The organism is Rhodococcus sp. NPDC127593 (assembly GCF_042671975.1).
Lineage (GTDB): Bacteria > Actinomycetota > Actinomycetes > Mycobacteriales > Mycobacteriaceae > Rhodococcus_F.
The window spans coordinates 1-24493 of the sequence record NZ_JBHXWI010000036.1 but is presented as its reverse complement, the minus strand read 5'-3'; the positions used below and the strand labels follow the sequence as shown (position 1 = coordinate 24493).

Here is a 24493-nt window from a genome sequence, read left to right as displayed (position 1 = left end):
CCGCGGCCCGTGAGGTTGGGTGGCACGGGACGGTCGATAGGACTGCAGGCCGCCGAACTCGCGCAGGGTGGTCAGGTACTTCTCGTCGAGCTAACCGAGCAGGTAGTTGATGTCGTGCAGAACGGGGGAGGCGTGCGGATTGACCGACACCCGGTCACCCGGCTGGAGTTGCTCGAACCACAGCGAGGTCATGATCGAGACCATCGACGCGCACGACGCCTGGTGACCACCTACCTTCAGGCCGCTGGGGTTCGGCCGGATCCGATTGGCGTGGTGGATCATCGACGTCGACAACCACAACACCCGCTGCCGGATCGATTCGAGCGTCTCCAGATCCACCGAACCGCCGGCTGCTGCGACGGGGCTCGCGGTCCCGTGTTCGACTGACAGGGCGTTGTTCATTGTTTCTCTTTCGTTTACGAGTGCTGCGTGGGGGCAACAGGGCTGTTCCGAGGGGACTATCGCTCCCTGAGCAGGTCAGCCGCTCTCGCGCTGTTGCGGTGAAAGCGTTCGGCATAGTCGATGTACCAGTCGAGGGCAGCAGTGTCGGCGACGGTGGCGCGGTTGATTGCAATCTCGGGGGCCACTCCCTGGATCAGCTTCTTGACGGGAATCTCGAGCCGCTTGCCGGTGCGGGTGGTGGGAACTGCAGGGACATCGATGATCTCGTCCGGGACGTGCCGGGGCGAGGTCTCCCGGCGGATCGTGGTGCGAATCTTCTCCACGAGCGCCTCGTCGAGGTCATATTCTTCGCGCAGCACCACGAACAGCGGCATGTGGTAGCCGCCGTTGGGTAGTTCGGCGCCGATCACCAGTGCCTCGGCGATTTCGGGAAGCGCTTCGACGGCTTGGTAGATGTCGGCCGACCCCATCCGGACACCGCCGCGGTTGATCGTCGAGTCCGACCGCCCGCGGACCACGCAACCGCCGTCGGCTTCCATGCTGATCCAGTCGCCGTGCCGCCACACTCCGGGGTAGACCTCGAAATAGGCTTCCCGATAGCGGCTTCCGTCGGGGTCGTTCCAGAAGTGGATCGGCATCGACGGCATCGGCGCGGCGATCACCATTTCCCCGACCTCGCCGACGACCGCCTGACCGGCCTCGTTCCAGGCCTGCACATCGACCCCCAGGTAGGGGCCTTGGAGTTCCCCCACGCGAACGGGGGAGAGCGGATTGGCACCGATGAATCCGGTGGCCACGTCGGTGCCGCCGCTGTCCGACCCCAGGTGCACGTCCGCGCTGACTGCGTCGTAGATCCACCGCCAGGTGGTGTCCGGTAGCGGGGAACCGGTCGACATGATCGACCGCAAGCTCGACAGGTCGAAGTCGGCACCGGGCTGTGTGCCGGCTTTTTCACACAGCGTCAGATAGGCCGCACCGGTGCCGAATCTGGTTGCCTCGTATCGAGAACAGACCTCGAATTGGCGGTCGGGCCGGCCGTAGGTGGGGCTGCCGTCGTAGGTGATCACCGTGGCGCCGACCGCCAGGACGTCGACCAGCATGTTCCACACCACCCAGGCGGTGCTCGCGGCGATGAACACCCGATCCGCAGGGCCGAGGTCGTAGTGCAGCGCGTTGGCCTTGAGGGCTTCGAGCAGGATTCCGCCGTGCGAGTGGACGATGCCCTTGGGAAGGCCGGTGGTGCCGGAGCTGTAGAGGATCCACAACGGGTGATCGAATGGCACCTGCTCGTACTGTGGTGCGGCGTCCCCGACGACGAGGTCGGCGTAGTAGGCGATACTCTGCCGGTACTCACCCTCGAAGGGGAGGCCGAGGTTGTCGACGACGATGGCGTGGCGCACGCTCGGGAGCTGGTCCAGCAGGGCGGAGAAGACGTCGCGGCGGTCGATGCGCTTGCCGTTGAACTGGTAGCCGTCCACCCCGATCAGCACTGTCGGCTCGATCTGCGCGAAGCGGTCGACCAGTCCTTTGACACCGAAATCCGGTGCGCAGCATGACCACACCGCACCGACGCTGGCCGCGGCCAGCACCGCGACGACGGTGGGCGCGATGTTCGGCAGCATCGCGGCGACCCGGTCGCCGGGCCGCACTCCGATCTCGCGGAAGTGCGCGGCGAGGTTGGCAACCTGCGCGACCAGCTCGGCCCGCGAGAGTTCCCCGGTGGTACCGGTTTCGTCGACCGAGATGATTGCCGGCCCGGCATGGTCGGCATGGCGGACCAGGTTTTCGGCCCAGTTCAGATGGGCGTCGGGGAACCACCGAGCACCGGGCATCCGCGGGTCGGCGAGCACCGTGTGCGGTGGCGCCGAGGCGATGACGTCGAAATACTCCCAGATCGAGAGCCAGAACTTCTCGAGGTCACTGATAGACCAGCACCAGAGCGAGTCGAAGTCGGTGGTGGGGACCTGCCTCTCGGTAGCGAGCCAGCGTTGGTATCGGCTCATGTTCGAGGCCGAGACCCGCCCGGGCGGCGGCGTCCACAACACTTCACGTCCTGGCGCGGTCATTGTCGTGCGTCCTTTCCAGTGGCTCCCGCCGTCAGCGTGCGAGCACGGTGCCGAGTGCGCGGATGAGCTCGTCGGCGGCGTCGACGCTGGTACCGGTGCTGCGCCAGGCGACGTGGTTGTCCGGGCGGACCAGGATCGCCCCGGTGTCGTCGATCTGGCGGAGTTCACTCCAGCGACCGGTGGGGTCGGTGTAGTCGGTGCCGTCGCCGATCTGCGCGACCTTGATCTGGACCCCGAACTTGTCGTTGGCCAGTCGGGCGGCGTCGGACCAGGCGGCACCGCCGGTGGCGGTGATGAGCACGAAGTGCGCGTTGTTTCCGGTGAGGTCGTGGGTGGAGATCTGCCGGCCGTCGTGCTCGATCCACGCGTGGGGCAGGCGGTGCCCGGGACGGGTGGTGGGGAAGTAGGTGCGGCCCATCGGGTCTCGGGGCGGTGCCTCGGTGCCGTCCGGGACGAGTGCCCCGTCCCGGTAGGCGAAGCCGATCTCGAGGTCGTGAGCCTGGAATTCGGCGCGCTGGGTACTGATCACCTCGGCCGCACGCGCTCGGCGGGTTTCACCCATCGGGGTGTCGGAGAAGTAGTCCCGGAATACCTGGACCTGAGCTTCGACAGGCTGCCCGGGGATCAGGCCGAGTCCGGCGTCGATGACCATGTGGTTGAGGAAGGTGAACATGGCCCAGTCGACGTTGCGCATGCCGACGAGGCGGCGTTCGGGCTCGTAGGTGTCGAGCAGGGCGGGGGCGGCGTCGCCTTTAACGACCGCAGCCAGCTTCCAGACCAGGTTGTGGGCGTCCTGGATGGCGGTGTTCAGGCCCAGCCCGGTGGTGGGCGGGTGTCGGTGGGCGGCGTCGCCGGCGAGGAAGATGCGGCCCACCTGGTATTTGTCGGCGAGCACGCCCTCGAGGATCCAGTGGCTGACCTTGTGGATCTTCATTTCGAGGTCCGGCAGTCTGAGCAGTTCCCGGATGCGGGGAACGATGGCGTCTTCGTCGAACCGGGCGGGATCGTCCGGGCGGAAAGTGAAGTGCAGGACGAATTCTTCCGAGTGCTTGCCCCACGTGGGCCCCATGGCGGCCATCGCGCCGCTGTTCCAGGAACCGGCGCCCTCGGGGTTGAGGAGCCAGGTGATCAGGACGTCGTCCTCCCAGTGCTGCGACAGGTCCGCGGTGAAGTGGGTGCTGACCATGTCGAGGATCCCGGTCGGGCCCTCCATCGTCACTCCGAGTTCGGGGCCGACGGTTTTGCCGCCGTCGGCGGCGACCATGTACTGGGCGTGGACCGTATAGGTCTCCTGCGTGTCACAGTCCAGGATGATGGCGTGGATTCCGTCGGCGTCCTGTTGGAACGAGACGAGTTCGCGGCCGAAGTGGATCGATTCCGGTGCCCTCTTCTCCGCGTGCTCGCGCAGCAGCGGTTCGAGTCGGATCTGCGGGTAGTTGGTGGACGGGCACGGGCTGTCGACGGCGTATTCACTCTCGAGTCGTCCACCGCCGAAGGCGTCGAGGGTGTACAGGGTGCGCCCGTCCAGTTCGCCGTCGCCGCCGAGGGAGGTGACCCACCGGGTCGTGCCCATGTTCTTCGGCGGTGTGCCCACGTCGTAGACCGAGTCCGCGACACCGACCTGGCGCAGCACCTCCATCGTCCGCTGGTTCAGGTAGTGGGCCTTGGGCAGGTGGGAGGTGCCGGTGTGCCGCTCGACGAGATGGTGATCGATGCCGTGCTCGGAGAGGAGGATCGAGGTGGTCAGGCCACAGCCGCCTCCGCCGACGACGAGTACGGGGACGGTGATGTCAGACATGGTGTGTGCTCCTGGAAAGAGTGGTGAGGGGGTGCGGGCGATCGGTGGAGGTGAAGCGGTGCCGCATCTCGCCGATACCTTCGGCGCGGCTGACGAGTTCGTCGTCGATGTCGACGAGCCGTTTTGGGTCGCGGGTGAATCCGATTCCCGAGGGGGTGCCGGTGAAGATGAGGTCGCCGGGGCGCAACGGCAGAATCGAGGACAGGTAGGACACGAGGACCGGGATCGGGAAGATCAGGTGCCGTGTCCGCGACTTCTGCATCAGTTCGCCGGAGAGGATCGTGCTGATCTCGATGTCGTCGGGGTCGGCGAATTCGTCGGGCGTCACGAGCACCGGCCCGATCGGGGCGAATCCGGCGAACGACTTGCCGAGGTTGAACTGTTGTGGCGGGGGACCGGACAGCTGCAGGTCCCGCTCGGAGAGGTCCTGGCCGAGGGTCAGCCCGGCCACGTGGTCCCAGCCCTGGGAGGCGGGAACGTTGCGGGCTTCCTTGCCGATGACCGCCACGAGTTCGACCTCGAAATCGACTGACCCGCCGGGGTGTTCGATGGTGTCGTAAGGCCCGGTGATCGAGGCGGGGAACTTGGTGAACACGAATGGGGCGTCGGGCAGGGTGAGCCCTGATTCCTCGACGTGGTCGGCGTAGTTGACGCCGACGGCGAAGATCTGGCCGGGCCGGGGAACCGGAGCGTGCAGCGTCGACTCGTCCACCGGTACCCCGTCGGCGAAGTCCGCAGTGCGTGCCCATGCGGTGAACTCGTCCCACCGGTCGAAAATCTGCTGGGGTTCGGCGGAAAAGCGGCCCCCGCTGGCCGTCTCGACGTCGACGGCGACGCCGTCTGCCACGATCTGGAGCCGGCCGGCTTGGTTTGCTACACGCATGAAAGAAGTCCTTCGGTGGTCGATCGGAGTGCTGACCTGTCGGGCCGAGCGTGAGCTCGACGCGGTCAGCTGGTCAGCGCCGCCATCGGGTCGGGGAGGTCGGGGCTGGTCTGCAGGGCCCAGGAGTGGGTGGTGATCTGCGAGATCGGGGTGCCCTGCACGAGTGCTTCCCGCATCAATTCTGGTACGAACGACACCCCGACGGGGTTGTTGCCGTACTCCGGCCCGTTCATGTAGGCCGTCGCCTCGTCCGGTGTGGTGAAGTTGTCGATCTGCAGTTCGACGAAGTTTCCGTCCGGATCCTGGTAGTACAGCGACGTCGTCACCCCGTGCTGGATCGGCACCCTCGGCTCGATCCCCTTCTGCTTCAACGAGTCGTACCGGTCGAGCAGATCCTCGAGGGTGCCGAAGGTGTAGGCGGTGTGGTGCATACCCGCCGCTGCGGGATTACGCGGTTCGAGCTGCACCGGGGCACCGAGCAGGGCGACCCGGTGGTGCTCCTCGTCGAAGGTGATGAAGCACAAACCGTGGCCCTCGTAGACCACGTGCGCGTCCAACACCGTGCAGTACCAGTCGCGCATCTCCTCGAACCGGCTGGTCTGCAATACGACGTGTGCGAACTTGGGGGTGGCGGTCATCGTTGACTCCTTCGATTCTCGCGGTCGGCGACCGCGAGGGGGTAGGTGAAACCCGGTTACCGGATGTCCGTTCGACGGCGGCATGTGTCGTACCTGACAGACCTGCTATAGCTGATAACAGCGAGCGCACCGCCCTGGTGCCGTAGACCTTCGTTGTGGTCCCCGTCACGTAATGGGGCCTTTCCATTTCACGAAATTCCGCCGGGGTTGGCCAGTGGCTGGGGAACAGGAACTTCGACAGAAATTGGTTTACAACCCAAAACAGCTGGTGTGCTGGCTGTACCGTTGAGGTGGATCGGAAGGATGTCGCGTGGCGCACTGGACTGGTGAACTCTCGGGAACACGTGCCCGGCAATCGGAGCGCGAGTGGCTCAGCCCGGACGCCGAACGGATTCGCGCCGTGCTCGGCGACGGCGCGGTGACCTGGGCCGTCGAAGTCGGTCAGGACATCGCCACCACGATCTCCCGGAAAGTCCCCGCGCTGGGCGACGGGGTGGCACCTCCGGATGCGTTGCGGCGGGCGACCACCTCGACAGCGCTGCGGGCCCTGACGCTGGTCGCCGGTATCGGCGAGTCGGAGACCTCGCTGGCCAGTGCCGAGGTCGAGGAGATCGCCGTCGACTTCGCCCGCCGGGGTATGGAGCTCAACGATCTGCTCCGGGCCATCCGTGTCGGGTACGCCGTGCTGGCGGCGGCCCTACTCGACGCGGCGACCCGCCTGATCGCACCGAGCGAGAGCAGCACCGAGCTACGCCGCATCTCCCTGCTGCTCTTCGAGGTGCTCGACGACTTCACAGGTGTGGCCGCCGCGGCCTTCCTCGAAGAGCAGAGTGCGTGGGCCGCGGGGGTATCGGCGGCGCGGCTCGATCTCGTCACCAAGATCATCGCCGCGGACCCCATCGAGTCTGCCCACGCCGAAAAGACCCTCGGCTACCCCCTCGACGGCCACCACGTAGCCCTCATCGCCTGGAGTGGCCCGCACGCGAGCCACGACCTGCGGGCCGTCGTAGACCCGGTATTTCGGCACTGGGGAACACCGACGGCATCGTTGGTGATCCCGGTAGGGCTGCAGGCGATCTGGGCGTGGGGCGCCGTCACCCCGGACCCGACCCGTGCCGTGACATCCTCCCTGCCCGCCTTCGGCGACACCTTCGTCGTCGCCGGTCAACTCGGCTCCGGGATGGACGGATTCCGCAGAAGTCACCTCGAGGCCCGCGCGGTCGAGCGGCTGGTTCGCCTGCGGGTGGGCCATCCGCCCACCACCACCGCTCACGAGCACATCGCCCTCGAAGTGCTCCTGCTCGCCGACCCGGAAGCTGCAGTGCAGTTCGCCTCCCGCCTGCTCGGCCCGCTCGCCGACGACGACCCCCGGATGGCCGATCTGCGTTCGACCCTGAGCCTCTACCTCGACATGGACCACAGCCTCGCCAAAGTTGCTTCGGCAGAGCATATTTCGAAAAACACGGTGACCTATCGTGTGCAGAAGGCGTTGAGTCTGTGCACACCTTCGGACGGGTCGGCCACGGACCTGCGGGCCGCGCTCCGCATCTACGAGTGGCTTCGAGGCGCCCCCATCGCTCCGTGGTAGCGATCGCAGGTCGATAGGTCGAACCCGCCACCGATTGGTTCAGAAACCAAAAGTCGGCAGCAACCCTGGGTTCTGCGGTAGTGCGAACCACGCACCTCATGCGCTCTACTTGTGGTGTAGGACACACCAGCCCCGGTGATCGGGAGGGCCTTGGAGGCCAGCCACCGGACACCGTCCATCCGCCGGGATCCGCGGTGAGAACCGCAGTCGACAGAAGGAAGTCTACGATGCACACCCCCTTGAGTCCTGTCCAGGAAACGTTCAAGGACGTGATGGCACACGTGGCGACCCCGGTCGCCGTGGTGACCTCCATGGACGGCGGTCTGCCCTTCGGCACCACCGTCAGCGCCTTCACCTCCCTGTCGATGACACCTCCGATGGTCCTGGTCTCCCTGGACAAGGGATCGGAGACACTCGAGCTGATCACTGCATCGAAGAAATTCGGGTTGAACGTGCTGGCCAGCGACCAACAAGGCACCGCGCTCGAGTTCGCGAAGAAGGGTGGAATAGGCAAGTTCCACGGCGTCCGGTGGGAAGTCGACCATGGCCTCCCCCGAATCGCCGGCGCCGCCGGGTGGATCGCCTGTCACGTCGACCACTTCGTCGGGGGCGGCGACCATCTGGTCGTGCTCGGCAACGTCGTCGCAGCAGAAAACAGCTACGGCGATCCGCTCACGTACCACCGCCGCGTCTTCGGCACGCACTCGGCATTGGAGTCCGCATAGCACGGCCACCTCAGTCAAGCAGCGACCAGAGTAATAGCCCGCAGCACAGGTTTTCGCAGAAGGAACGCACGCCATGACAACATTGTTCGCGCCCCGCGCCTCGCACCAACGGTCATGGTCGACGATCGCAGCCGGGAGCCGCACCCTCGCCGCCGGCGAGCCGATCATCCTCAGCCATCATCGCCGCCTCGTGCTCGTCGGGTGCGCCGGCGCCGCGACCACCGAGCAGATGGCTTTCCTGATCCGCCACACCACAGGATTTCTGCAGGTGGCGCTGCACGAACGGATCTGCGACCGTCTCGTCCTCCCGGAAGCGACCCCCATGGTTCGGGCCACGTCCACGCTCGGCCACGGGCAATGTGTCACCGTCGACGCCGCTGTCGGCGTCACCACCGGGATCTCCGGAGCAGACCGGGCGCACACCGCCCGCATCCTCGCCGACCCGACCACGGACCCCGGCGACCTCACCCGGCCCGGACACCTGGTGCCGGTTCGCGTGACACCCACAGAGTTTCGCAGGCACCTGACCACCGCCGCCCTCGCCCTCGCACTCACCGACGCCGCCGCAGCCCAGTACTCGGGAGCGGTGTTCGCCGACCTCGAAGGCATCGGCGACCCCACCAGTGTCGGTGATCGACACGACGCCGAAATCCTCGCCGACCGGTACGGGCTCACACTGGTCGCCGGCCCGGACCCCGAGAACAACGTCCGCTGACAGCTACCCGCCGTGCCGCACGCGACACGCACACCAACCAGCACCCGCACATCACAGGCGCGGTCCCCGCATGCCCTGAGCTGCGCCGATTCGCACCCCACAGCACCAAAACAGCCACCCCTCACGCACCGGAGGAAACAATGGACATCACCCGCACCGAACTCATGAACCGGGTGCACGCCCTGGTACCGGCCTTCGCCGAACGCGCACAGAAGACCGAGGAGAATCGTGCTCCCCTCGACGAGACGATCACCGACCTCGTCGACTCGGGAATCCTGGCCACGCTGACACCCGAGGCCTACGGCGGACTCGAACTCGGACTCGACGTCGCCGCCGAGATCGTCCGCACCATCAGCGCGGCCTGCCCCTCGACCGGATGGGTCACCACCTTCTACATCGGAGCGGCCTGGCGAATGAACATCTTCACCGAGCAGGCACAACGAGAAGTGTTCGCAGACAAGCCCTACACCCTCACCGCCGGTACCGCGGCTCCCCTGGGGCAGGTACAGAAGGTCGACGGCGGCTACCGCATCACCGGGCAGACGGCATGGAACTCCGGCTCGGTGCACGCCGAATGGTTCACCTTCGCCGGCGTCGTGTTCGAGGAGGGAAGTGCCCCCACCCCGCTGTGGTTCCTCGTGCCCCGCGAGGACGTCAAGATCCTCGACACCTGGTACATCGCCGGCATGTCCGGCACCGGCAGCAACGATGTCAGTGTCGACGACGTCTTCGTCCCGGACTACCGCACCGGTCCGTTCGCTCTCGCCCTCGCCGGCGCCGCTCCCGGGCAGCTGATCCACCCCAACCCCACGTACCACCTGCCCTTCCTGCCGTTCGCGATGGCCGAGGTCACCCCGGTCGTCGTCGGTGCGCTGCGTGGCGCGGCGGACGCGTTCGTCCAGCGCACTCGGGAGCGGCAGGGAACCATCAGCCAGGAGAAGGCCTCCGGCAAACAGGCCGCCCAGATGCGGCTCGGCCGGGCGGTGGCCGCCGCGGACGCCGCCGAAACCCTCCTCGACGCCTTCTTCGAACGCCTCACCGCACAGCGGCCCGAGCAGTCCGACCCCCGCGATCGTGCCGAGATGAAGCTCAAGGCAGCATATCTGGCAGATATGGCCCGTAACGCCCTCAACGACATGGTGCGCGGAATCGGTGGCGACGGGTACCGAAACTCGGCACCGATCCAGCGGTTCTTCCGCGACCTGTCCGTGCTGTCCGTGCACGCCTTCCTCGATATCGACACGGCATCGGAAACGATCGGCCGGTTCACCCTCGACCTTCCCGTGTCCGATCCGCTCCTGTAACCGGATGTTGCTACCCCTCACCCCGAGCCTCGGCCGCAGCCCGCCCGCCCGGGGCTCGGGATGAGCAGTCGAGTAATTGCTCAGCGTCCGATCACCGCTCCGCTCCAATCACCGCCGAAACTCAGCCGGCCCAATGAACGATGCGATCATCGAGCAGCAACGAGACGGGCAACTCGGTGAATCGGCATCGACCGGCGCAAGATCACGAGAAGACACACAGGTGAGCAGTAACCCGACGATCGAACGCCTCGACGACGCGGCCAGCGACCTGCTGTTCGCGGGAGCGCGAACAGTCAACAACTTCGCATCGACCCCGGTCGGCGATGGCGAACTCGCGCAGATCTGGGAATGGGCCGCTGGGCGCCGACGGCCGCGAACTCCCAACCGCTGCGCGTGCAATTCGTGCGCACCAACGACGCCCGCCGCAGGCTGCTCGAGCACCTGGACGAGGTCAACCGTGAGAAGACGACATCAGCTCCCGTCGCCGCAATTCGCGAGGTAGACAGTGGACTTCACGATCACCTTCCCGGGGCTGCCCATCCGGCCACAGATGGGCGAGGTCTTCGCCACACGTCTCCCCAGACTCGACCCCGCAGAGACCGTGCACTGGGCGTGAGGAGCTGCAGACGGCTCTCCCGATCGTGCCCGTCTCAAATCCAGATCGACCCCACACACTCCCGGGTCCGTTTCCGTCACATCACCAGAGAAAGAGAGTCCGCGATGACCACAGACACGACCGAGGTCGAGACCACCCGCAAACTGCTCGAAGCCGCCGACACCGACATCGCAGCGTTCTTCGACTACTTCTCCGACGACTGCGTCTTCCGGATGGGGAACAACGCCCCCGTCGTCGGCAGGAGCGCGATCCAATCCTGGGTAGCGCAGTACCTCACCTCGGTGGCGTCGATGCGCCACGAGATCGTCGAAGAATGGTCGGAAGGCAACGTTGCCGCGCTTCGGGTGGAGGTCACCTACACCTTGCAGAACGGTGAATCCTTCACCCTCCCGGCCGTGACGCGCACCCGCGTCGAGCACAAGAAAGTGACCGAGTACCTGATCTTCATGGACCCCAGTCCCGTTGCCTCTGACACCACGCGATAGACGTCCACAGCGCCCCCCGGGGGGGCCGGCTGTCTCGTTGAGCACAACACCGAGACACGAAATCCCTGCGATAGCCCTGCCCCGCGATCTCCCGCGTGCAGGCGGGGCGCACCGGCCGGCGGTACACACCGTCGTCCGACAGATTCGCATAGGCTCACATTGTGCTGTGCTGCGCGTAGGTGTGCACCGAGCCGGCAGACGCCATCGAGTCGGCGGGGGAGGTTGACATCTCGTCACTACCGCAGAAGAACCGATCGGCGGTAGCTCAGCGCCCACCAGCAGTTGCCCTACCCCCAAAGACGCCGAAAATCCCGTCACGAACACGAAGGGCCCCACCCCGGATCCTCGGTGTGAGGCCCTTCGTGTCGGCAGGTCCTTAGCGGTGTGTGAAGTGCCGTGATCGCTCCTCCGAACGCGGCCATGCCTTCCTGTACGGCACCCTTCGGCGACCCGTAGGTTGAGCTGGAGAGTCGTTGACCAGGTGCTACGGCATTGTGACCACGGCGTATCCCTGGTGATCCCTGCCGGGCTGCAGGCGATCGAGCGTGGGCACTGTCACTCCGACCCGACGCGTGCCCTGACATCCTCTCTGTCCGCTTTCGGTGACGCCTTCGTCGTCGCCGGCCAACTCGGTTCCGGGGTGGACGGATTCCGCAGAAGTCACCATGAGGCCCGGGCGGTCGAACGGCTGGTTCGCCTCCCTTCAGGCCATCCACCCACCGCCACCGCTCACGAGCACGTTGCCCTCGAAGTGCTCCTGCTCGCCGACCTCGACATGGACCACAGTCTGGCCAAAGTCGTCTCTGCTGAGCATATTTCGAAAGACGCGGTGACCTATCGAGCGCAGAGGGCGTTAACGGTGGTGGTATCGAGAATGGTCATGGCGCGGCGGTCAGGTCGAGCGCGATGTCGGTGATCATGTCTTCTTGTCCGCCGACGAGTCCGCGTTTGCCGACTTCGAGGAGGATGGTGCGGACGTCGATGCCGTACTGCTTTGCGGCGGTTTCGGCGTGGCGGAGGAAGCTGGAGTAGACACCGGCGTAGCCGAGGGTGAGGGTTTCGCGGTCCACGCGCACGGGCCGGTCCTGGAGGGGTCGGACGAGGTCGTCGGCGGCGTCCTGGAGGGCGAACAGGTCGCAGCGGTGCTTCCAGTTCTGGAGGTTGGCGACGGCGACGAATGCCTCGAGTGGGCAGTTGCCGGCGCCGGCGCCGTGGCCGGCGAGGGAGGCGTCGACGCGGGTGACGCCCTCCTCGACGGCGACCACCGAGTTCGCGACCGAGAGGGAGAGGTTTTCGTGGGCGTGGATGCCGATCTGGGTGTTCGGGTCGAGGATGTTGCGGTAGGCGCGGACCCGGTCGCGGACGCCGTTCATGGTCAGCCGTCCACCGGAGTCGGTGACGTACACACACTGCGCACCATACGATTCCATCAGCTTCGCCTGCTTGGCCAGGTCGTCGGCGGGGGCCATGTGACTCATCATCAGGAACCCGGAGACGTCCATGCCGAGGTCGCGGGCCTTGGCGATGTGCTGGGCGGACACATCTGCCTCTGTGCAGTGGGTGGCGATGCGGATGGAGCGGACACCGAGCTTGTAGGCGTGCTCGAGTTCGGCGATGGTGCCGATGCCGGGCAGCAACAGCGTGGTGAGGGTGGCGTGGGTGAGGTTGTCGGCGGCGGCCTCGATCCATTCCCAGTCGGTATTCGAGCCGGGCCCGTAGTTCAGGGAGCCGCCGGCGAGGCCGTCGCCGTGGGCGACCTCGATGGCGTCGACACCGGCGGCATCGAGCGCGGAGACGATCCTCGCCACGTCGTCCGGTTCGATACGGTGCCGTACCGCGTGCATGCCGTCGCGCAGGGTGACGTCCTGGATGTACAGCTGGGGCTGGGGGGTGGTCACGAGCGGGCCTCCGCGGGAATCGTGGTCTGGATGCGTCGGGCGATGGATTCGGCGGTGCGCAGGGCCGCGGAGGTCATGATGTCGAGGTTGCCGGCGTAGGCGGGCAGGTAGTGGGCGGCGCCCTCGACCTCGAGGAAGATCGACACCTTGGTGGTGACCGGGCCGGCGCCGTCGGGCAGCAGGGTGTGCACGGGTTCGCCGTTGGGGATCGGGGTGAACTGGACGTCCTGCTTGAGCCGGTAGCCGGGGACGTACTCGGCGACCCGGGCGGCCATCTCGGTGACGGACGCGCGGATGGCGTCGTGGTCGGCGTCGCCGATCAGGGCGAGGACGGTGTCGCGCATCAGCAGGGGTGGTTCGGCGGGGTTGAGGATGATCACGGCCTTGCCGCGGGCGGCGCCGCCGACCTGTTCGATGGCGTGCGCGGTGGTTTCGGTGAATTCGTCGATGTTCGCGCGAGTGCCGGGTCCGGCGGACTTGGAGGCGATGGACGCGACGATCTCGGCGTAGGCGACGGGGGTGACGGCGGAGATGGCGGCGACCATGGGGATGGTGGCCTGGCCGCCGCAGGTGACCATGTTGACGTTGTCGGCGTCGCCGTCGAGGTGCTGTTCGAGGTTGACCGGGGGCACGACGTAGGGGCCGATCGCGGCGGGGGTGAGGTCGACGAGTTTTTTGCCGTAGGGGGCCAGCGCTGCGGCGTTGGCCTGGTGGGCCTTGGCGGAGGTGGCGTCGAAGATGATGTCGATGTCGGCGAAGCCGTTGAGGGCAATCAGGCCCTGCACACCGTCGGCAGTGGTGGGCACCTTCAGCCGGGCGGCGCGGGCGAGACCGTCGGAGGCGGCGTCGATGCCGACCATCGCTCCCATCTCGAGGATGTCGGAATTGCGGAGGACCTTGATCATCAGGTCGGTCCCGATATTGCCGGATCCGATGATCGCGACCTTGATCTTTGGGGTGTCGGTCATGAGTTCTCCTTCGAGAATGTGGCGGTCACGGTGCCGAGGCTGGTCAGTTCGGCGTGGATGACGGTGCCGGGTGGGGTGGGGACCATGGGGCCGAGAGCCCCGGACAATACGACCTGGCCGGCGCGCAGGGGCTGGCCGTAGTCGCGGGCGGTGCGGGCGAGCCAGGCGAGCGCCGCGAGGGGGTCGCCGAGGCAGGCGGCGCCGGTGCCCTCGGCGACCAGTTCGTCGCCGGAGAACAGCCGCATCTGAACGTCGCGGGGTTCGAATGCGTCGAGGGCGAGCCATGTTTCGCCGAGAACGTACAGGCCTGAGGAACCGTTGTCGGCGATGGTGTCGGTGATGGTGATGTCCCAGTCGGCGATGCGGGAGTCGACGATCTCCAATGCTGCCGCGGCACGGGCGACGGCGGCCCGCACCTGGGCGAGGTCGAGGTCGCCGTCGACGAGGTCGGCGCCGAGTTCGAACGCGATCTCGGCCTCGGCCTTCGGTTGCAGCAACCGGCCGCTGGGCACCTCGGCAAGAGAAGACACGTCCATGTCGGCGAACAGCACACCGAAATCGGGTTGATCCACCCCGAGTTGCTGTTGCACGGCGGGGGAGGTCAGGCCGATCTTGCGGCCGGTGATCGTCGCGCCGGCCGCGACGCGGTGGTCGGTCAACCGCTGCTGGACCGCGTAGGCGGCGTCGATGTCGTCGGTGCCGAGCAGATCCCGAATCGGGGGGCACGGTCTTGCAGCAGTGGCCGCCTCGGTGAGGCGATCTGCGGCGGCAACGGCCGCAGAACGAGTGTGTGTGCGTGGAGAGCGGGTGGCCATTCGAATCCTCGACAGTCGAGTTGTGTAATCGTTTCGTACACCGGACAAACCGTGGTCAGAGCATCGAACTGCCACCGTTCACGCTGATCACCTGACCGGTTACGTAGGAAGCCTCTTCGGAAGCGACGAAGGCTACTGTGGCCGCGACTTCTTCGACGGTCCCCGGTCGATCCATCGGGATGAGGTTGCGCATCTGGGCGCCGAAGACCGCCATGTCCTCTTTCGCTTCAGGGGCTGCGGACGCCAATTTGGCTGCGGCCTCCGGTGTCTCGATCCACGCGGGGGCGACCGTGTTCACGGTGATTCCGGCGTCTGCGAACTCTCGTGCGAGCCCGGTACCGAACGCATGCACCCCACCCTTTGCGGCGTTGTAGATCGCGTGCCGGTACAGCCCATTGCGCACGGATTCCGCTCCTATGTGCACGATCCGGCCGTAACCGGCGTCCACCATGTGGGGCAGCGCTTCTAGAGTGGTGTACAGGGTCGTCCAGAGATTGCGGTCGATGGTGGCCCGCAAAGTTTCCTCGGTGTGGTCGAACGTTGGAAGGATGACGCCACCGCCCGCGCAGTTCACCAGCACGTCTACCGCGCCGCGTTCCGTGACCGTCCGTCGGATGAGGTCGGCGGCGTCCTCACGTTGTGAGAGGTCTCCGACGACCGTGGTCACCGACGCCGCGTTGCCGGGCCGAAGGTGCTCGGCCACCGCCTCCACCGCGTCCGCACTGAGGTCTCCGAGGACGAGATCCGCCCCCTCGTCGGCGAGTCGCACGGCGATGGCGCGGCCGATGCCGCTACCGGCCCCGGTGACAACCGCAGTCCGGCCTTTGAACCTGTTCATGTGGGGTATTACCTTCCGATGGGATTCGCTCGACGCGAGGATGTTCAGTTTTCGTTCGGTGCTATGTACACCCGACCGTCGGTTACCACGGTCCGATACTTCGTCAATGCCAGCACCGCGGGAAAACACAGCGGTGCTCCGGTACGGACATCGAAGCGGGCCATGTGAAGCGTGCAGAGCACCTCGTGCCCTTCGAGTTCGCCCTCCTCGCCGAGCGACCACTTCTCGTGACTGCACGAGTCGGATGTCGCGAAGAACTCACCATCGACGCGATAGACGGCGATCCCACCTGCGGCTTCCAAGCGGAGGGTTTCGCCGTCGGCCAGATCCTCCTCGTTGCACGCGAAGATCAGTGCTTCGGTTGACGTTTCCGGTGCCATGGTCGGACCTCTCGTAAAGCGCGGATGCGGGAACGCCGATTTGTCGGCGGTGCCAATTCGTGGGTGTCGAACGATCTGATTCGTTTTAGATGATGAAGCTGATCTTGCCCTGGGGATTGAGCATGTCGTGAGCGAGAACGGCCCGCTTCCTGCGGATCAGGAAGGAGGAACCGTGAGGATCCAAGTCGTAGTCGTAGCGGCCAACGTACGTGTCGAACTTGCCGGCTTTCGCGCGGTTGATGATGAAATTGGCTGTGACGGAGATCGACTCGTTGTTCTGTGTCAGGATTCGCACATTGCCGACGATCCGACTGGTCTGTGAATGGGGAAATTCGGCATGCGCCTCCGGCTTCTTGAGGCGAATCACCCTCTGCTCGAGCATGGTGCGGCCGTCGTGGATGAGTGACCACGTGAGACCGGGGTCCGCGTCCGGCCGGTCCGTGGCGGGCACTTCGTACGTGCAGTCGAGTGTGAACAGGTCGAGCCACTCCTCGAGTCGCCATTCATCGATGAGGCCGGCTTCGTGGAACAGGAATTCCTCGACGGCGTTACGCGTCGTGATGGTTGGTGTCTCTGACACGGAAGTCATAGGGGTGTCCTTCTGAGGTGACTGGCGGATAGGAGGCTTATCGAACGAGGTCAGGCATCGGCAGCCTGCTTGTCGAAGGGAATGAAGGACGTGCCTTCGGTGGGGAGTTGCTCTCCGGTGATGCGCCGGTTCCATTCCCGCCACCAGGACCGCATCTGCAGTTCGTCGTTGGCCGCCGGCACGGGCTTGCCCATACCCTTCGACACGTCGGACCAGCCGACCTCGCCGCGTGCGCCGAACCCCTTCTGCGCCTGTTCGAGTGCCTCGACATCGTCGGGGGTCGCGAGACCCGCGGGCCCCCAGAAGGTGAGCGCATTGTTGATGCGGTACCTGACGAACTCCTCGTCGACACCCTTGGGGATGATCTGCCAACCGGTGACGAGCGTTTCCGATGGGCTCACCGGGTGGAATGTGCGCAGCGTCAAACCGAAGCTGAGATCGATCAGGATGAGGCTGGGGAAGAACACCGAATTTCGTGCCAAGCCGAACATCGCGTTGGCATAGTTCTCACCGAAGGACTGTTCGGCCTGCGACCGCAGACCGGCGAGCGTCTGCTTGACGCTGTCGGTGGCCAGGGGGAGTCCGTTGGCCGGATACATCAATGTGGCGTGCCCGTTGGGGAATTCGGTACCCATACCGGCCGGCGCCACACCGTTGACGGTCTCCTTGCCCAGCATCGGTGGTGTGGCGCCGAGTTCCATCATCATTTCGAAGTAGGTGTGATGAACGGACTTGGCGTGATATCCATCGATGCTGTTCTCGACGAGGAGCTTCCAGTTGGCCTTCAGCGAGTACTTGTGGGTTCCCTCCAGGATCGCGACGCCTTCGGGGGACTGATCGGCTGCCAGATCGATGAAATAGCGGGCTTCGCCGAGATACGTCAGCAGATCAGGCGCGTCGGGATCGAAGTTCACGAAGTAGAGCCCCCGGTAGGAATCCACCTGCGCCGGAGACTGCAGACCCTTGTACACGGCTGCCGGCTCGCTCTTGTAGTCCTCATTGCCGGGCACATTGACCAACTCGCCCGAGTTCCGGTATGCCCAGCCGTGGTAGAAGCAGGTGAAGATCTTCGCATTGCCGGAGCTGTGCCGGCAGACGGAGGACCCGCGGTGCAGGCAGGTGTTGAGCAGCACCCGGACGTCACCGTTGCGGTCCCGGTTGAAGATCACCGGTCGGCCGCCGACGTCCCGGGTCTGGAAGTCGTTCTTGCCGGGAATTTCGGACTCGTGTCCGACGTACAGCCACGTCTTGTCGAAGATCTCTTTTCGCTCGCGCTGCAACACGTCCTCGGAAGTGAAGGCTTCACGGTTGACCCGGAAAAGGTTGCTCTCGCGGTCGTCGATGATGAATTGCTCTGCGGTCATGGGGCTGATCCGTTCTGGTGAGTGCGGGCCGCGCCGGCGGCGTGAGTTAGTGGTGGTCGGCGACGCTGCGGTCGGTCGTGGTGAGGTCCCGGAAGAGCCAACTGTCGGGATCGGAGCCGGTGGCCGGGACGACCAGCACGGCGGTGGGGCCGATTGCCATCCAGTTCCGTCCGCCGTCGTCCGGTTCGGCGGGCAGGATTTCCACGGTGGTGAAGACTTCGTTGCTGAGGTCGTGCGTCCCGATGATCACGTTGACCTTGCAACCCTCGGTCTCGATGTGGAGGATCTTGTCCGGACCACCCTTGAAGTGCTGGATCTGACGCATGGGTGCCTTTCTTATCGGGCGGGTGTCTGTTCGCCGACGAGGTCCGCGAGACTCCCGCCGCGACGGTGGTTCTTGCGGAACGCAGCGACTGCTCTGGGGTCGTTGACGCTGACCTGGGCGATCGGGTTGTGGTCGGCGTCGGTATAGACGGCACGGAATCGGCCCTCCGCGATCGCACCCTCGCGATGGGCGAGTTCACCGAGCGAGGGCCTCCCGACTATCTGGATCCGGGAGCCGTACTGGTCCGACCACACGTACGGAAGCTGTGGTGCAGGGGGTTCTGCACCGGTCACGATCGCGGCGACCGCATCGGCCTGTTCGCCGGCGTTGGTCCAGTGCTCGATTCGTGCCCGGACGCCCAGCAGCGGATGTCGACGCAGGGCGAGGTCGCCGATGGCAAAGATCGACGGGAACCCCTCGACCTCGAAGCGGTCGCTGCAGTGCACCCCGCCGTCGATGGGAAGCCCACTGTCCTCGAGCCAGCGCGTGTTCGGTACTGCGCCGACGCCGACGACAACGAGGTCGGCGGGTACCTCAGTTCCGTCGGCGAGGACGACCCCCTCGACCTGCTCGCTGCCGCGGAAACGCTCCACCCGCGCTCCGGCGAGGAGCTGGGCACCGCTCAATGCGTGGATCGACGAGATCTCGCGTCCGACCTCGTCGCCGAGAACCTGACTCATCGGGATCTCGAGTGCCTCGATCAGAGTGACGTCGAGGCCGCGCCCCCGCGCCGCGGACGCGAATTCGGCGCCGATGAAGCCTGCGCCCACCACGGTCACCCGCGGCCCGCCGGTGAGAGCTTCTCTCAGAGCCGTAGCGTCGTCGAGCGTACGCAGCGTGTGAACCCCCGCCGGCACGGCAGGAATGGGAAGGGTGCGTGCGTGAGCTCCGGTAGCGATCACCAACTGCTCGTACGAGATCTGCTCGCCGGCGTGGGTGATCACCACCCGCCGTACCGGGTCCAGAGCGGTGGCTCGCACGCCCAGCCGGACGTCGAGGGCGAACTCCGCTGCGAGCTCCGGTGTGAGGAGCCGCGGAACATCCGGGACGTGCCCCTCGGCCAGGAGGTCCTTGGACAGAGGCGGTTTGTCGTACGGCCAGTGCTCCTCGCTCTCCAGGAGCACGATACGCCCGGCGAAACCGCGCTGCCGCAATGCGATTGCTGTTCTGGTGCCTGCAACCGAGGCGCCGACGATCAAGAAGGACATAGTCGAAACGTAGCCACGTATCACGCCCAGGTGGTGCGCAGTTCCGGCCGCTGGAACCGCGAATTGGTGACGAGTCGGCGAGTATGCACGCAGGACGCCGCGAGCGTATCGGCTCGGGCACTGTGATGGACCGGCTAGCGTCGACCGATGCGCGTCCGCGGCAGGATCCGCAGGATGACGGCACCTGCGACGTTGACAGCGACGGCTGCCGACGCCACGCCCAGCAACGTTGCAGGCGTGCCGATCGCATAGCAACTGTGCAGCCATGCGATCGCCGTCGGTAGTCCGAACCCCAGGTAACCCAGGCAGTAGACCCGGCCGGTCATCGTCCCCAGCCGGCCGGGCGGGGCCAATCGCTCGCAGTCACGCAAGCATCCGACCAACGTCAATCCGTATCCGATCCCCAGCACGGATACCGCGACCACGACCAGCCAGATCGACGTTGTTGCGGCGGCAACGGCGGCGGCGAGCGTGCCGGCCACGAAGAGTGTCAGTCCGATCCTGCGGACCGGGCCCGATCGCTCTGCGGTGTGCCCGACGAGTCGCTGCGCGACGAAGCCCAGTCCCAAACTCAGTAGACACAGCAGTCCGGAGAACGCCGTGTCGAAGCCTTCCAGCTGAGGCGCCACGATGGGCGGGAGCACCGCGTAAGCGATGCCGAGGGCGCCGAAGATCCACGGTGCCGCGGGTATCACCAGGAGGTGGAATGCGCGGGGAAGTGCTGTTCGATTCCCCTTCAACGGTTCTGGCCGAGCCCGCACCGCGCTGTACGTCGTCGGTCGCGTGATCAGCAGGGCGGCGGCGGCACAGAGAACCCCGTGCAGCACGAAAGGCGCGGTGGTGGGCGCGGGAGCCCACTGGGCGAGGGCGCCCGCGGCACCTGCACCCATCGCGAAGCCGCTCGTCAGGCTCATCGCCGACGCGCGTGGAGCACGGCCGGGTGTGGTCGTCAGCGAGTCGAGCGCCAGCCCGCCGATCACCATCCCGATCCCCAGCGCCACGCCGGTCGACATTCGCCCGGCGAACAACAGCGCGGGGTTGTGTGACCCGGCCGCGACCAGGATCGAACCCAGCGCGCTGACGGGTACGGCGAGCACCAGGGGAGTCCGGGTGCCCCAGCGGGTCGCCAGCCGATGCGCGAGGAGGAGCGAGGGGATCAGGCCGATGACATACGCGAACAGCAGTGTGTTCACGGCGAGTTCGCTGAATCCGCGTTCCGCCCGATACATGGTCAGCAGCGGAGTGAACTGATTGCCGCCCCAAGCGACCACGAACATCGCCGCACAGGGTGAAAACCAGTGCCGGTCAGAATGACCGGCTCGCAGCGATTCTGCCGGAGCAGTTGGGGACATCTCGGCCGGCACGGACCGCGGTCGGGACATCGGACACTTCCTAGGTTCGCGGAGGCGGAAACAACCGATGGCCGACGCCGGATCGTGGATTCCGGCGTCGGCCATCGGTTGTCGTCAGAGAATCAGGCAGAGACCAGGGAGCGATTGATCAGTGGCAGTTCGGGTCGGCGATCGGAGACGCCGGCGGCGTCGGCGAGATCTCCGGAAACCTTCCCGTCGCGGAAGAACTCGAGAAAGACCGGGTTGAACAGGTCCGGTCGGTCGGTCTGGCCCTGGTGGCCACACTCGTCGGGATAGAAGAACTGAACATTGGGCAGGTGGTCTTCCTGGACGTACCCCCACTCGACCGGTGTCAGGATGTCCTGGCGGCCGTAAAGGTAGAGCCCCGGAGTGCTCAACCGGTCGAGGCGCCCCTTGGTTACCAAACGGGCGGCGCGATTCTCGTCCGTCCAGTCCGTGATCCGCCGGTACTGCAAGAGAGTGGGCCAGAACTTCGCGTGCGCGTCCATCCGGTCCCTTGCGGAGAGGTAACGCATGTCGATCAGATCTTCACTGATGGCCTCACCGCGATGGATGATCGCCTCCATCATCGTGCGCATTCCGTCGCGTGTGCCGTCGTAGGCGGTGAGACGGAACTCGCCCGCCGGCGGGGTCAAGTGCTCCGGGACCACGTCGCCGACATCTCCCGCGATCAGAATGAAGCTCTTGACCTTGTCGGGGTGTGCAACCGTGTAATTGACCGTGTTCATGCAGCCCATGGAGTTGCCTGCGAGGTGGAACTCGTCGAGGCACAGTGCGGTGGCGAACTGGTCGATGAAGTCGACGAAGGACTCCATGCCGTCCGGCCAATACTCGTCACGGGTGTCCGACAGACCGAAGCCGGGCATGTCGGGGCAATAGACGCGGAAACCGTTCTCGCCGAGGTACGGGGCCATGAATCGCCATCCCGCGAGGCCGGAGGAGCCGGGCAATCCGCCGTGGAGCAGGATGACGGCGGGGCCCGAGGTGCCGGCGGTCATGTAGTGGGCGCGGGCGCCGTTCGCCAGTCGGACCCAACGGCTGGCCAAGCCGGGAACGTCGACGAGATTTTCAGCAGTGAGTGCCATGGTGATCTTCCTTTATCGGTGAGAAATGGTCGGTGACGAGTGTGCCGCGTGGCAGTCCGAGAAATTCGAGAGCATTCTCGCGCAGGATTCTCGGCACGGTACCGGGCGGCAACTGCTCTGTCGCAGAGTTCAAGTCCGCCAATCCATCTCCAGGTTGGCCGGGGATGAAGGGGTGGTCGCTGCCGAGTAGGACCTGGTTCGGGCCGAAGCGGTGTACCAATGCAGGCAGGAGCCCCGGGTCGAAGACCAATGTGTCTGCGTAGAGACGTGATACGAGGCGATCCAGATCGTCTGGGACGTGTGTGGCGGCCAAGTGGGCGCCGAGGCGAAGTCTCGGGTATGCCCAGGGGAAGGTGCCGCACCCGTGGACCATTGCGATGCGTAGTTGTCGATGACGTTGCAGCACCCCGCCGAAGACAAGCGCGGTAGCCGCCAACGCGGTATCCGAGGGCATCCCCAGTCCGAAGTCGTAAGTGAACCCCGAACGGCGCACCGCGCCACCGCCGCCGCCAACGGGATGGACGATTACCGCGAGTCCGAGACCGTCGACCGCATCGAAGAAGTACTCGAGTGCCGGGTCGTCCAATTCCATCCCGTTGATCCGGGTACCGATCTCGATCGCCCGCAGTCCCAGAACCGTGGATAGGTAGTGAAGTTCGGATAGGCAGTCACGAGGAGATAAGAGGGGAACTGTTCCGATTCCGATGAGCCTGCCATCGCCGTCTTCCACTGCGCGGGCGATGGACTCGTTCATCCACCGGCAGTAGGTGGCGAAGGGTGCCGGCGCGGCGCCGTACTCCAGGGTGACCGGAACAGGAGAAATCGCCTGAACCCCGATGCCCGCGCGATCCATGTCCTCCAAGCGCGCCGGCACATCCCAGAGGGCGCCCCGGACGGCGCGGAAGTCTTCGGATCCGCGGACGAGCCGTCCCTCCACGGGAGAATCGAGCACCAATCGGGGTGCTCGCGGAAAACCTGCGATGACGTCGGCAGGGGGTGCGTCCCGGGGGAAGTAGTGCGCATGCACATCGATGGTGCCGGGTGGAACCACGTGGGTCTCCTTTCGCGCGCAACCGTGGCTTGTTCCGTCCGGCCTGCCCGCGTCGTCGGGCAAGCCGGACGGAGGAAACGTTAGGGGCTCGGTGCGGTTGCGGCCGCTGTTGTTCCGGGGGCTGGAACCGATCGGCGGGCACGTACCCTGAATGTCAGCGCGCTGTGACCGCCGTTACAGCAGTTTTCCCGCGGGGTCGGTGGAGCGAAGATTGCGGAGGCCCGGATGATGCACATGGAACAAGACAAGCAGGACGACTGCGGTGCGGGGAGTTCCCCGCCTTCGATCCTGGCGAAGGCGTTCTCGATCATCGATGCGTTCAACGAGCGTGATCGGGTTCTGACCCTGACACAGATCAGCCGGAAGACTGGCCTGCCCAAGTCGACGGTGCACAGATTGCTGCAGCGGTTGGGTGAGCTGGCGGTGATCGAGGAGCACGGCGCGGGGTACCGGCTCGGCATCCGACTGTTGCGGCTGGTTTCTTCCATGCCGGTGGACGGAATGCGCGAGGTTGCGCTGCCGCACTTGGCGCAGTTGCAGGCCTGGTCGAAGGAATCCGTCCACTTCGGCGTCCTCAGGGGCAACGAAGTCGTAGTGCTGCAGGCGCTGTTCGCGGTGAACCACGCGCGACCCATAGGGGAGGTAGGCACCCGGATCCCCGCGCACCTGTCCGCGATGGGCCGGGCGATGATGGCGCATCTGCGTGAAGAGGAACTCACCGAACTGCTGGCCGGACCTCTGGTCGGACTGACGCCGAAGTCGATCACGGATCCGGTCCAAATTCGCCACGAGTTGAAGCACATTCGGGTGGCGGGAGTTGCCGTGCAGAAGGATGGTGTGGTTCTGGGTCTGGGTAACATCGCCGCGCCCGTGCTGATCAAGGGCCGTCCGATGGGTGCCGTCGCCGTTCAGTTCGACTCGGCGAAGGAGGTCTCGGAGTCGGTGATCAACGCCGTCAAACTGACTGCTCACCGCATCTGCCGTGACACCACCCAGATGCTCGCCCAGGGTAGGGCCGATCTCTTTCCGTTCGACGACTGACGCCGCGTTCCGGGCACTGGAACTTGCTGTGCGTGTGGCGCGTGCACGTCACACGATGGGGAGCGATACCCCCGGCGCGTGTGACGGCGCCGAGGCGCCACCTCAGAAAGGACGGCCAATGGGAGACTTCCTCGCTCTCGGCATGACCCACTACCCGCTGTTGGCGGGAACCGACGAGCACATGGCAGGTCTGCTGCGATGGACTCTCACCGACCCGGACATACCCGTCGAGGAGAAGGACCCGAGGATGTCCCGAGCTCCGTGGAACTTCGGTGGCGGCCCGGTGAGCTTCAGGCTGCGTTCTCCTGATCATTGTGCACGACGGGTGCGACAGATTC

22 protein-coding genes and 2 pseudogenes are annotated in these 24493 nt (G+C 65.8%); 7 read left to right on the top strand and 17 right to left on the bottom strand.

Annotation, left to right across the window (positions count from 1 at the left end):
• Positions 1-12: 12 nt before the first annotated feature.
• The 5 genes and pseudogenes from ACFVJ3_RS29870 to ACFVJ3_RS29850 form a co-directional block, all read right to left on the bottom strand.
• Positions 13-402, bottom strand: a pseudogene (locus tag ACFVJ3_RS29870) (pyruvate dehydrogenase); the annotation flags it as partial.
• A 56-nt stretch (positions 403-458) separates the two neighbouring features.
• Positions 459-2468 carry an acetoacetate--CoA ligase gene (locus tag ACFVJ3_RS29865; protein WP_378455502.1) on the bottom strand — a complete coding sequence of 670 codons (2010 nt, stop codon included), beginning with the start codon at positions 2466-2468 and terminating at the stop codon, positions 459-461.
• Positions 2469-2499: 31 nt separating this feature from the next.
• A complete protein-coding gene (locus ACFVJ3_RS29860) occupies positions 2500-4266 on the bottom strand; it encodes an FAD-dependent oxidoreductase (RefSeq protein ID WP_378455501.1) in 1767 nt (588 codons plus the stop codon).
• Positions 4259-5149 (bottom strand): fumarylacetoacetate hydrolase family protein, encoded by an 891-nt coding sequence (locus ACFVJ3_RS29855; protein ID WP_378455500.1) that lies wholly within the window; start codon positions 5147-5149, stop codon positions 4259-4261. Before ACFVJ3_RS29855 ends, ACFVJ3_RS29860 begins: the two co-directional genes overlap by 8 nt.
• Before the next feature lie 65 nt (positions 5150-5214).
• On the bottom strand, positions 5215-5787 hold the full coding sequence (locus ACFVJ3_RS29850) for a VOC family protein (protein WP_378455499.1): 573 nt from the start codon (positions 5785-5787) through the stop codon (positions 5215-5217).
• Between the two features lie 310 nt (positions 5788-6097).
• Here ACFVJ3_RS29850 and ACFVJ3_RS29845 point away from each other — a divergent pair, with 310 nt between their 5' ends.
• The 5 genes from ACFVJ3_RS29845 to ACFVJ3_RS29825 all read left to right on the top strand — a co-directional run bounded on the left by ACFVJ3_RS29845 (position 6098) and on the right by ACFVJ3_RS29825 (position 11220).
• Positions 6098-7375, top strand: coding sequence for a PucR family transcriptional regulator (locus ACFVJ3_RS29845; protein ID WP_378455498.1), 1278 nt, complete (start codon positions 6098-6100; stop codon positions 7373-7375).
• Between the two features lie 227 nt (positions 7376-7602).
• The gene (locus ACFVJ3_RS29840) at positions 7603-8100 is read left to right on the top strand and encodes a flavin reductase family protein (RefSeq protein ID WP_378455497.1); all 498 of its coding nucleotides are present in this window, start codon (positions 7603-7605) and stop codon (positions 8098-8100) included.
• Positions 8101-8173: 73 nt separating this feature from the next.
• Positions 8174-8815, top strand: a complete 642-nt coding sequence (locus ACFVJ3_RS29835; protein WP_378455496.1) for a 3,4-dihydroxy-2-butanone-4-phosphate synthase — start codon at positions 8174-8176, stop codon at positions 8813-8815.
• Between the two features lie 140 nt (positions 8816-8955).
• Positions 8956-10119 carry an acyl-CoA dehydrogenase family protein gene (locus tag ACFVJ3_RS29830; protein ID WP_378455495.1) on the top strand — a complete coding sequence of 388 codons (1164 nt, stop codon included), beginning with the start codon at positions 8956-8958 and terminating at the stop codon, positions 10117-10119.
• A 720-nt stretch (positions 10120-10839) separates the two neighbouring features.
• Positions 10840-11220 (top strand): nuclear transport factor 2 family protein, encoded by a 381-nt coding sequence (locus tag ACFVJ3_RS29825; protein ID WP_378455494.1) that lies wholly within the window; start codon positions 10840-10842, stop codon positions 11218-11220.
• Positions 11221-12098: 878 nt separating this feature from the next.
• On the opposite strand, the gene dmpG is transcribed toward ACFVJ3_RS29825, so the two are convergent.
• The 12 genes from dmpG to ACFVJ3_RS29765 all read right to left on the bottom strand — a co-directional run bounded on the left by dmpG (position 12099) and on the right by ACFVJ3_RS29765 (position 23114).
• Positions 12099-13118, bottom strand: a complete 1020-nt coding sequence (dmpG, locus tag ACFVJ3_RS29820; RefSeq protein ID WP_378455493.1) for a 4-hydroxy-2-oxovalerate aldolase — start codon at positions 13116-13118, stop codon at positions 12099-12101.
• Positions 13115-14086: an acetaldehyde dehydrogenase (acetylating) gene (locus ACFVJ3_RS29815; protein ID WP_378455492.1), complete on the bottom strand. Its 972-nt coding sequence runs from the start codon at positions 14084-14086 to the stop codon at positions 13115-13117. Before ACFVJ3_RS29815 ends, dmpG begins: the two co-directional genes overlap by 4 nt.
• Complete coding sequence (locus ACFVJ3_RS29810; RefSeq protein ID WP_378455491.1) at positions 14083-14901, bottom strand: 2-keto-4-pentenoate hydratase; 819 nt, start codon at positions 14899-14901, stop codon at positions 14083-14085. The genes ACFVJ3_RS29815 and ACFVJ3_RS29810 overlap by 4 nt, the downstream gene beginning before the upstream one ends.
• 55 nt (positions 14902-14956) lie before the next feature.
• Positions 14957-15739: an SDR family NAD(P)-dependent oxidoreductase gene (locus tag ACFVJ3_RS29805; RefSeq protein WP_378455490.1), complete on the bottom strand. Its 783-nt coding sequence runs from the start codon at positions 15737-15739 to the stop codon at positions 14957-14959.
• A 44-nt stretch (positions 15740-15783) separates the two neighbouring features.
• Positions 15784-16119, bottom strand: a complete 336-nt coding sequence (locus ACFVJ3_RS29800) for a non-heme iron oxygenase ferredoxin subunit (protein WP_378455489.1) — start codon at positions 16117-16119, stop codon at positions 15784-15786.
• Between the two features lie 85 nt (positions 16120-16204).
• Entirely contained in the window at positions 16205-16708 is a 504-nt protein-coding gene (locus ACFVJ3_RS29795) for an aromatic-ring-hydroxylating dioxygenase subunit beta (RefSeq protein ID WP_378455488.1), read from the bottom strand.
• A 50-nt stretch (positions 16709-16758) separates the two neighbouring features.
• Complete coding sequence (locus ACFVJ3_RS29790) at positions 16759-18072, bottom strand: Rieske 2Fe-2S domain-containing protein (RefSeq protein ID WP_378455487.1); 1314 nt, start codon at positions 18070-18072, stop codon at positions 16759-16761.
• 46 nt (positions 18073-18118) lie between these two features.
• Positions 18119-18397: a hypothetical protein gene (locus ACFVJ3_RS29785; RefSeq protein ID WP_378455486.1), complete on the bottom strand. Its 279-nt coding sequence runs from the start codon at positions 18395-18397 to the stop codon at positions 18119-18121.
• An 11-nt stretch (positions 18398-18408) separates the two neighbouring features.
• Positions 18409-19605 (bottom strand): NAD(P)/FAD-dependent oxidoreductase, encoded by a 1197-nt coding sequence (locus tag ACFVJ3_RS29780; RefSeq protein ID WP_378455485.1) that lies wholly within the window; start codon positions 19603-19605, stop codon positions 18409-18411.
• Between the two features lie 134 nt (positions 19606-19739).
• Positions 19740-20882: an MFS transporter gene (locus ACFVJ3_RS29775; protein WP_378455484.1), complete on the bottom strand. Its 1143-nt coding sequence runs from the start codon at positions 20880-20882 to the stop codon at positions 19740-19742.
• 197 nt (positions 20883-21079) lie between these two features.
• Positions 21080-22063, bottom strand: coding sequence for an alpha/beta fold hydrolase (locus tag ACFVJ3_RS29770; protein ID WP_378455483.1), 984 nt, complete (start codon positions 22061-22063; stop codon positions 21080-21082).
• Positions 22047-23114, bottom strand: coding sequence for an amidohydrolase family protein (locus ACFVJ3_RS29765; protein ID WP_378455482.1), 1068 nt, complete (start codon positions 23112-23114; stop codon positions 22047-22049). Before ACFVJ3_RS29765 ends, ACFVJ3_RS29770 begins: the two co-directional genes overlap by 17 nt.
• Before the next feature lie 234 nt (positions 23115-23348).
• Here ACFVJ3_RS29765 and ACFVJ3_RS29760 point away from each other — a divergent pair, with 234 nt between their 5' ends.
• Positions 23349-24155, top strand: coding sequence for an IclR family transcriptional regulator (locus ACFVJ3_RS29760; protein ID WP_378455481.1), 807 nt, complete (start codon positions 23349-23351; stop codon positions 24153-24155).
• 118 nt (positions 24156-24273) lie between these two features.
• Positions 24274-24493, top strand: a pseudogene (locus ACFVJ3_RS29755) (extradiol ring-cleavage dioxygenase); the annotation flags it as partial.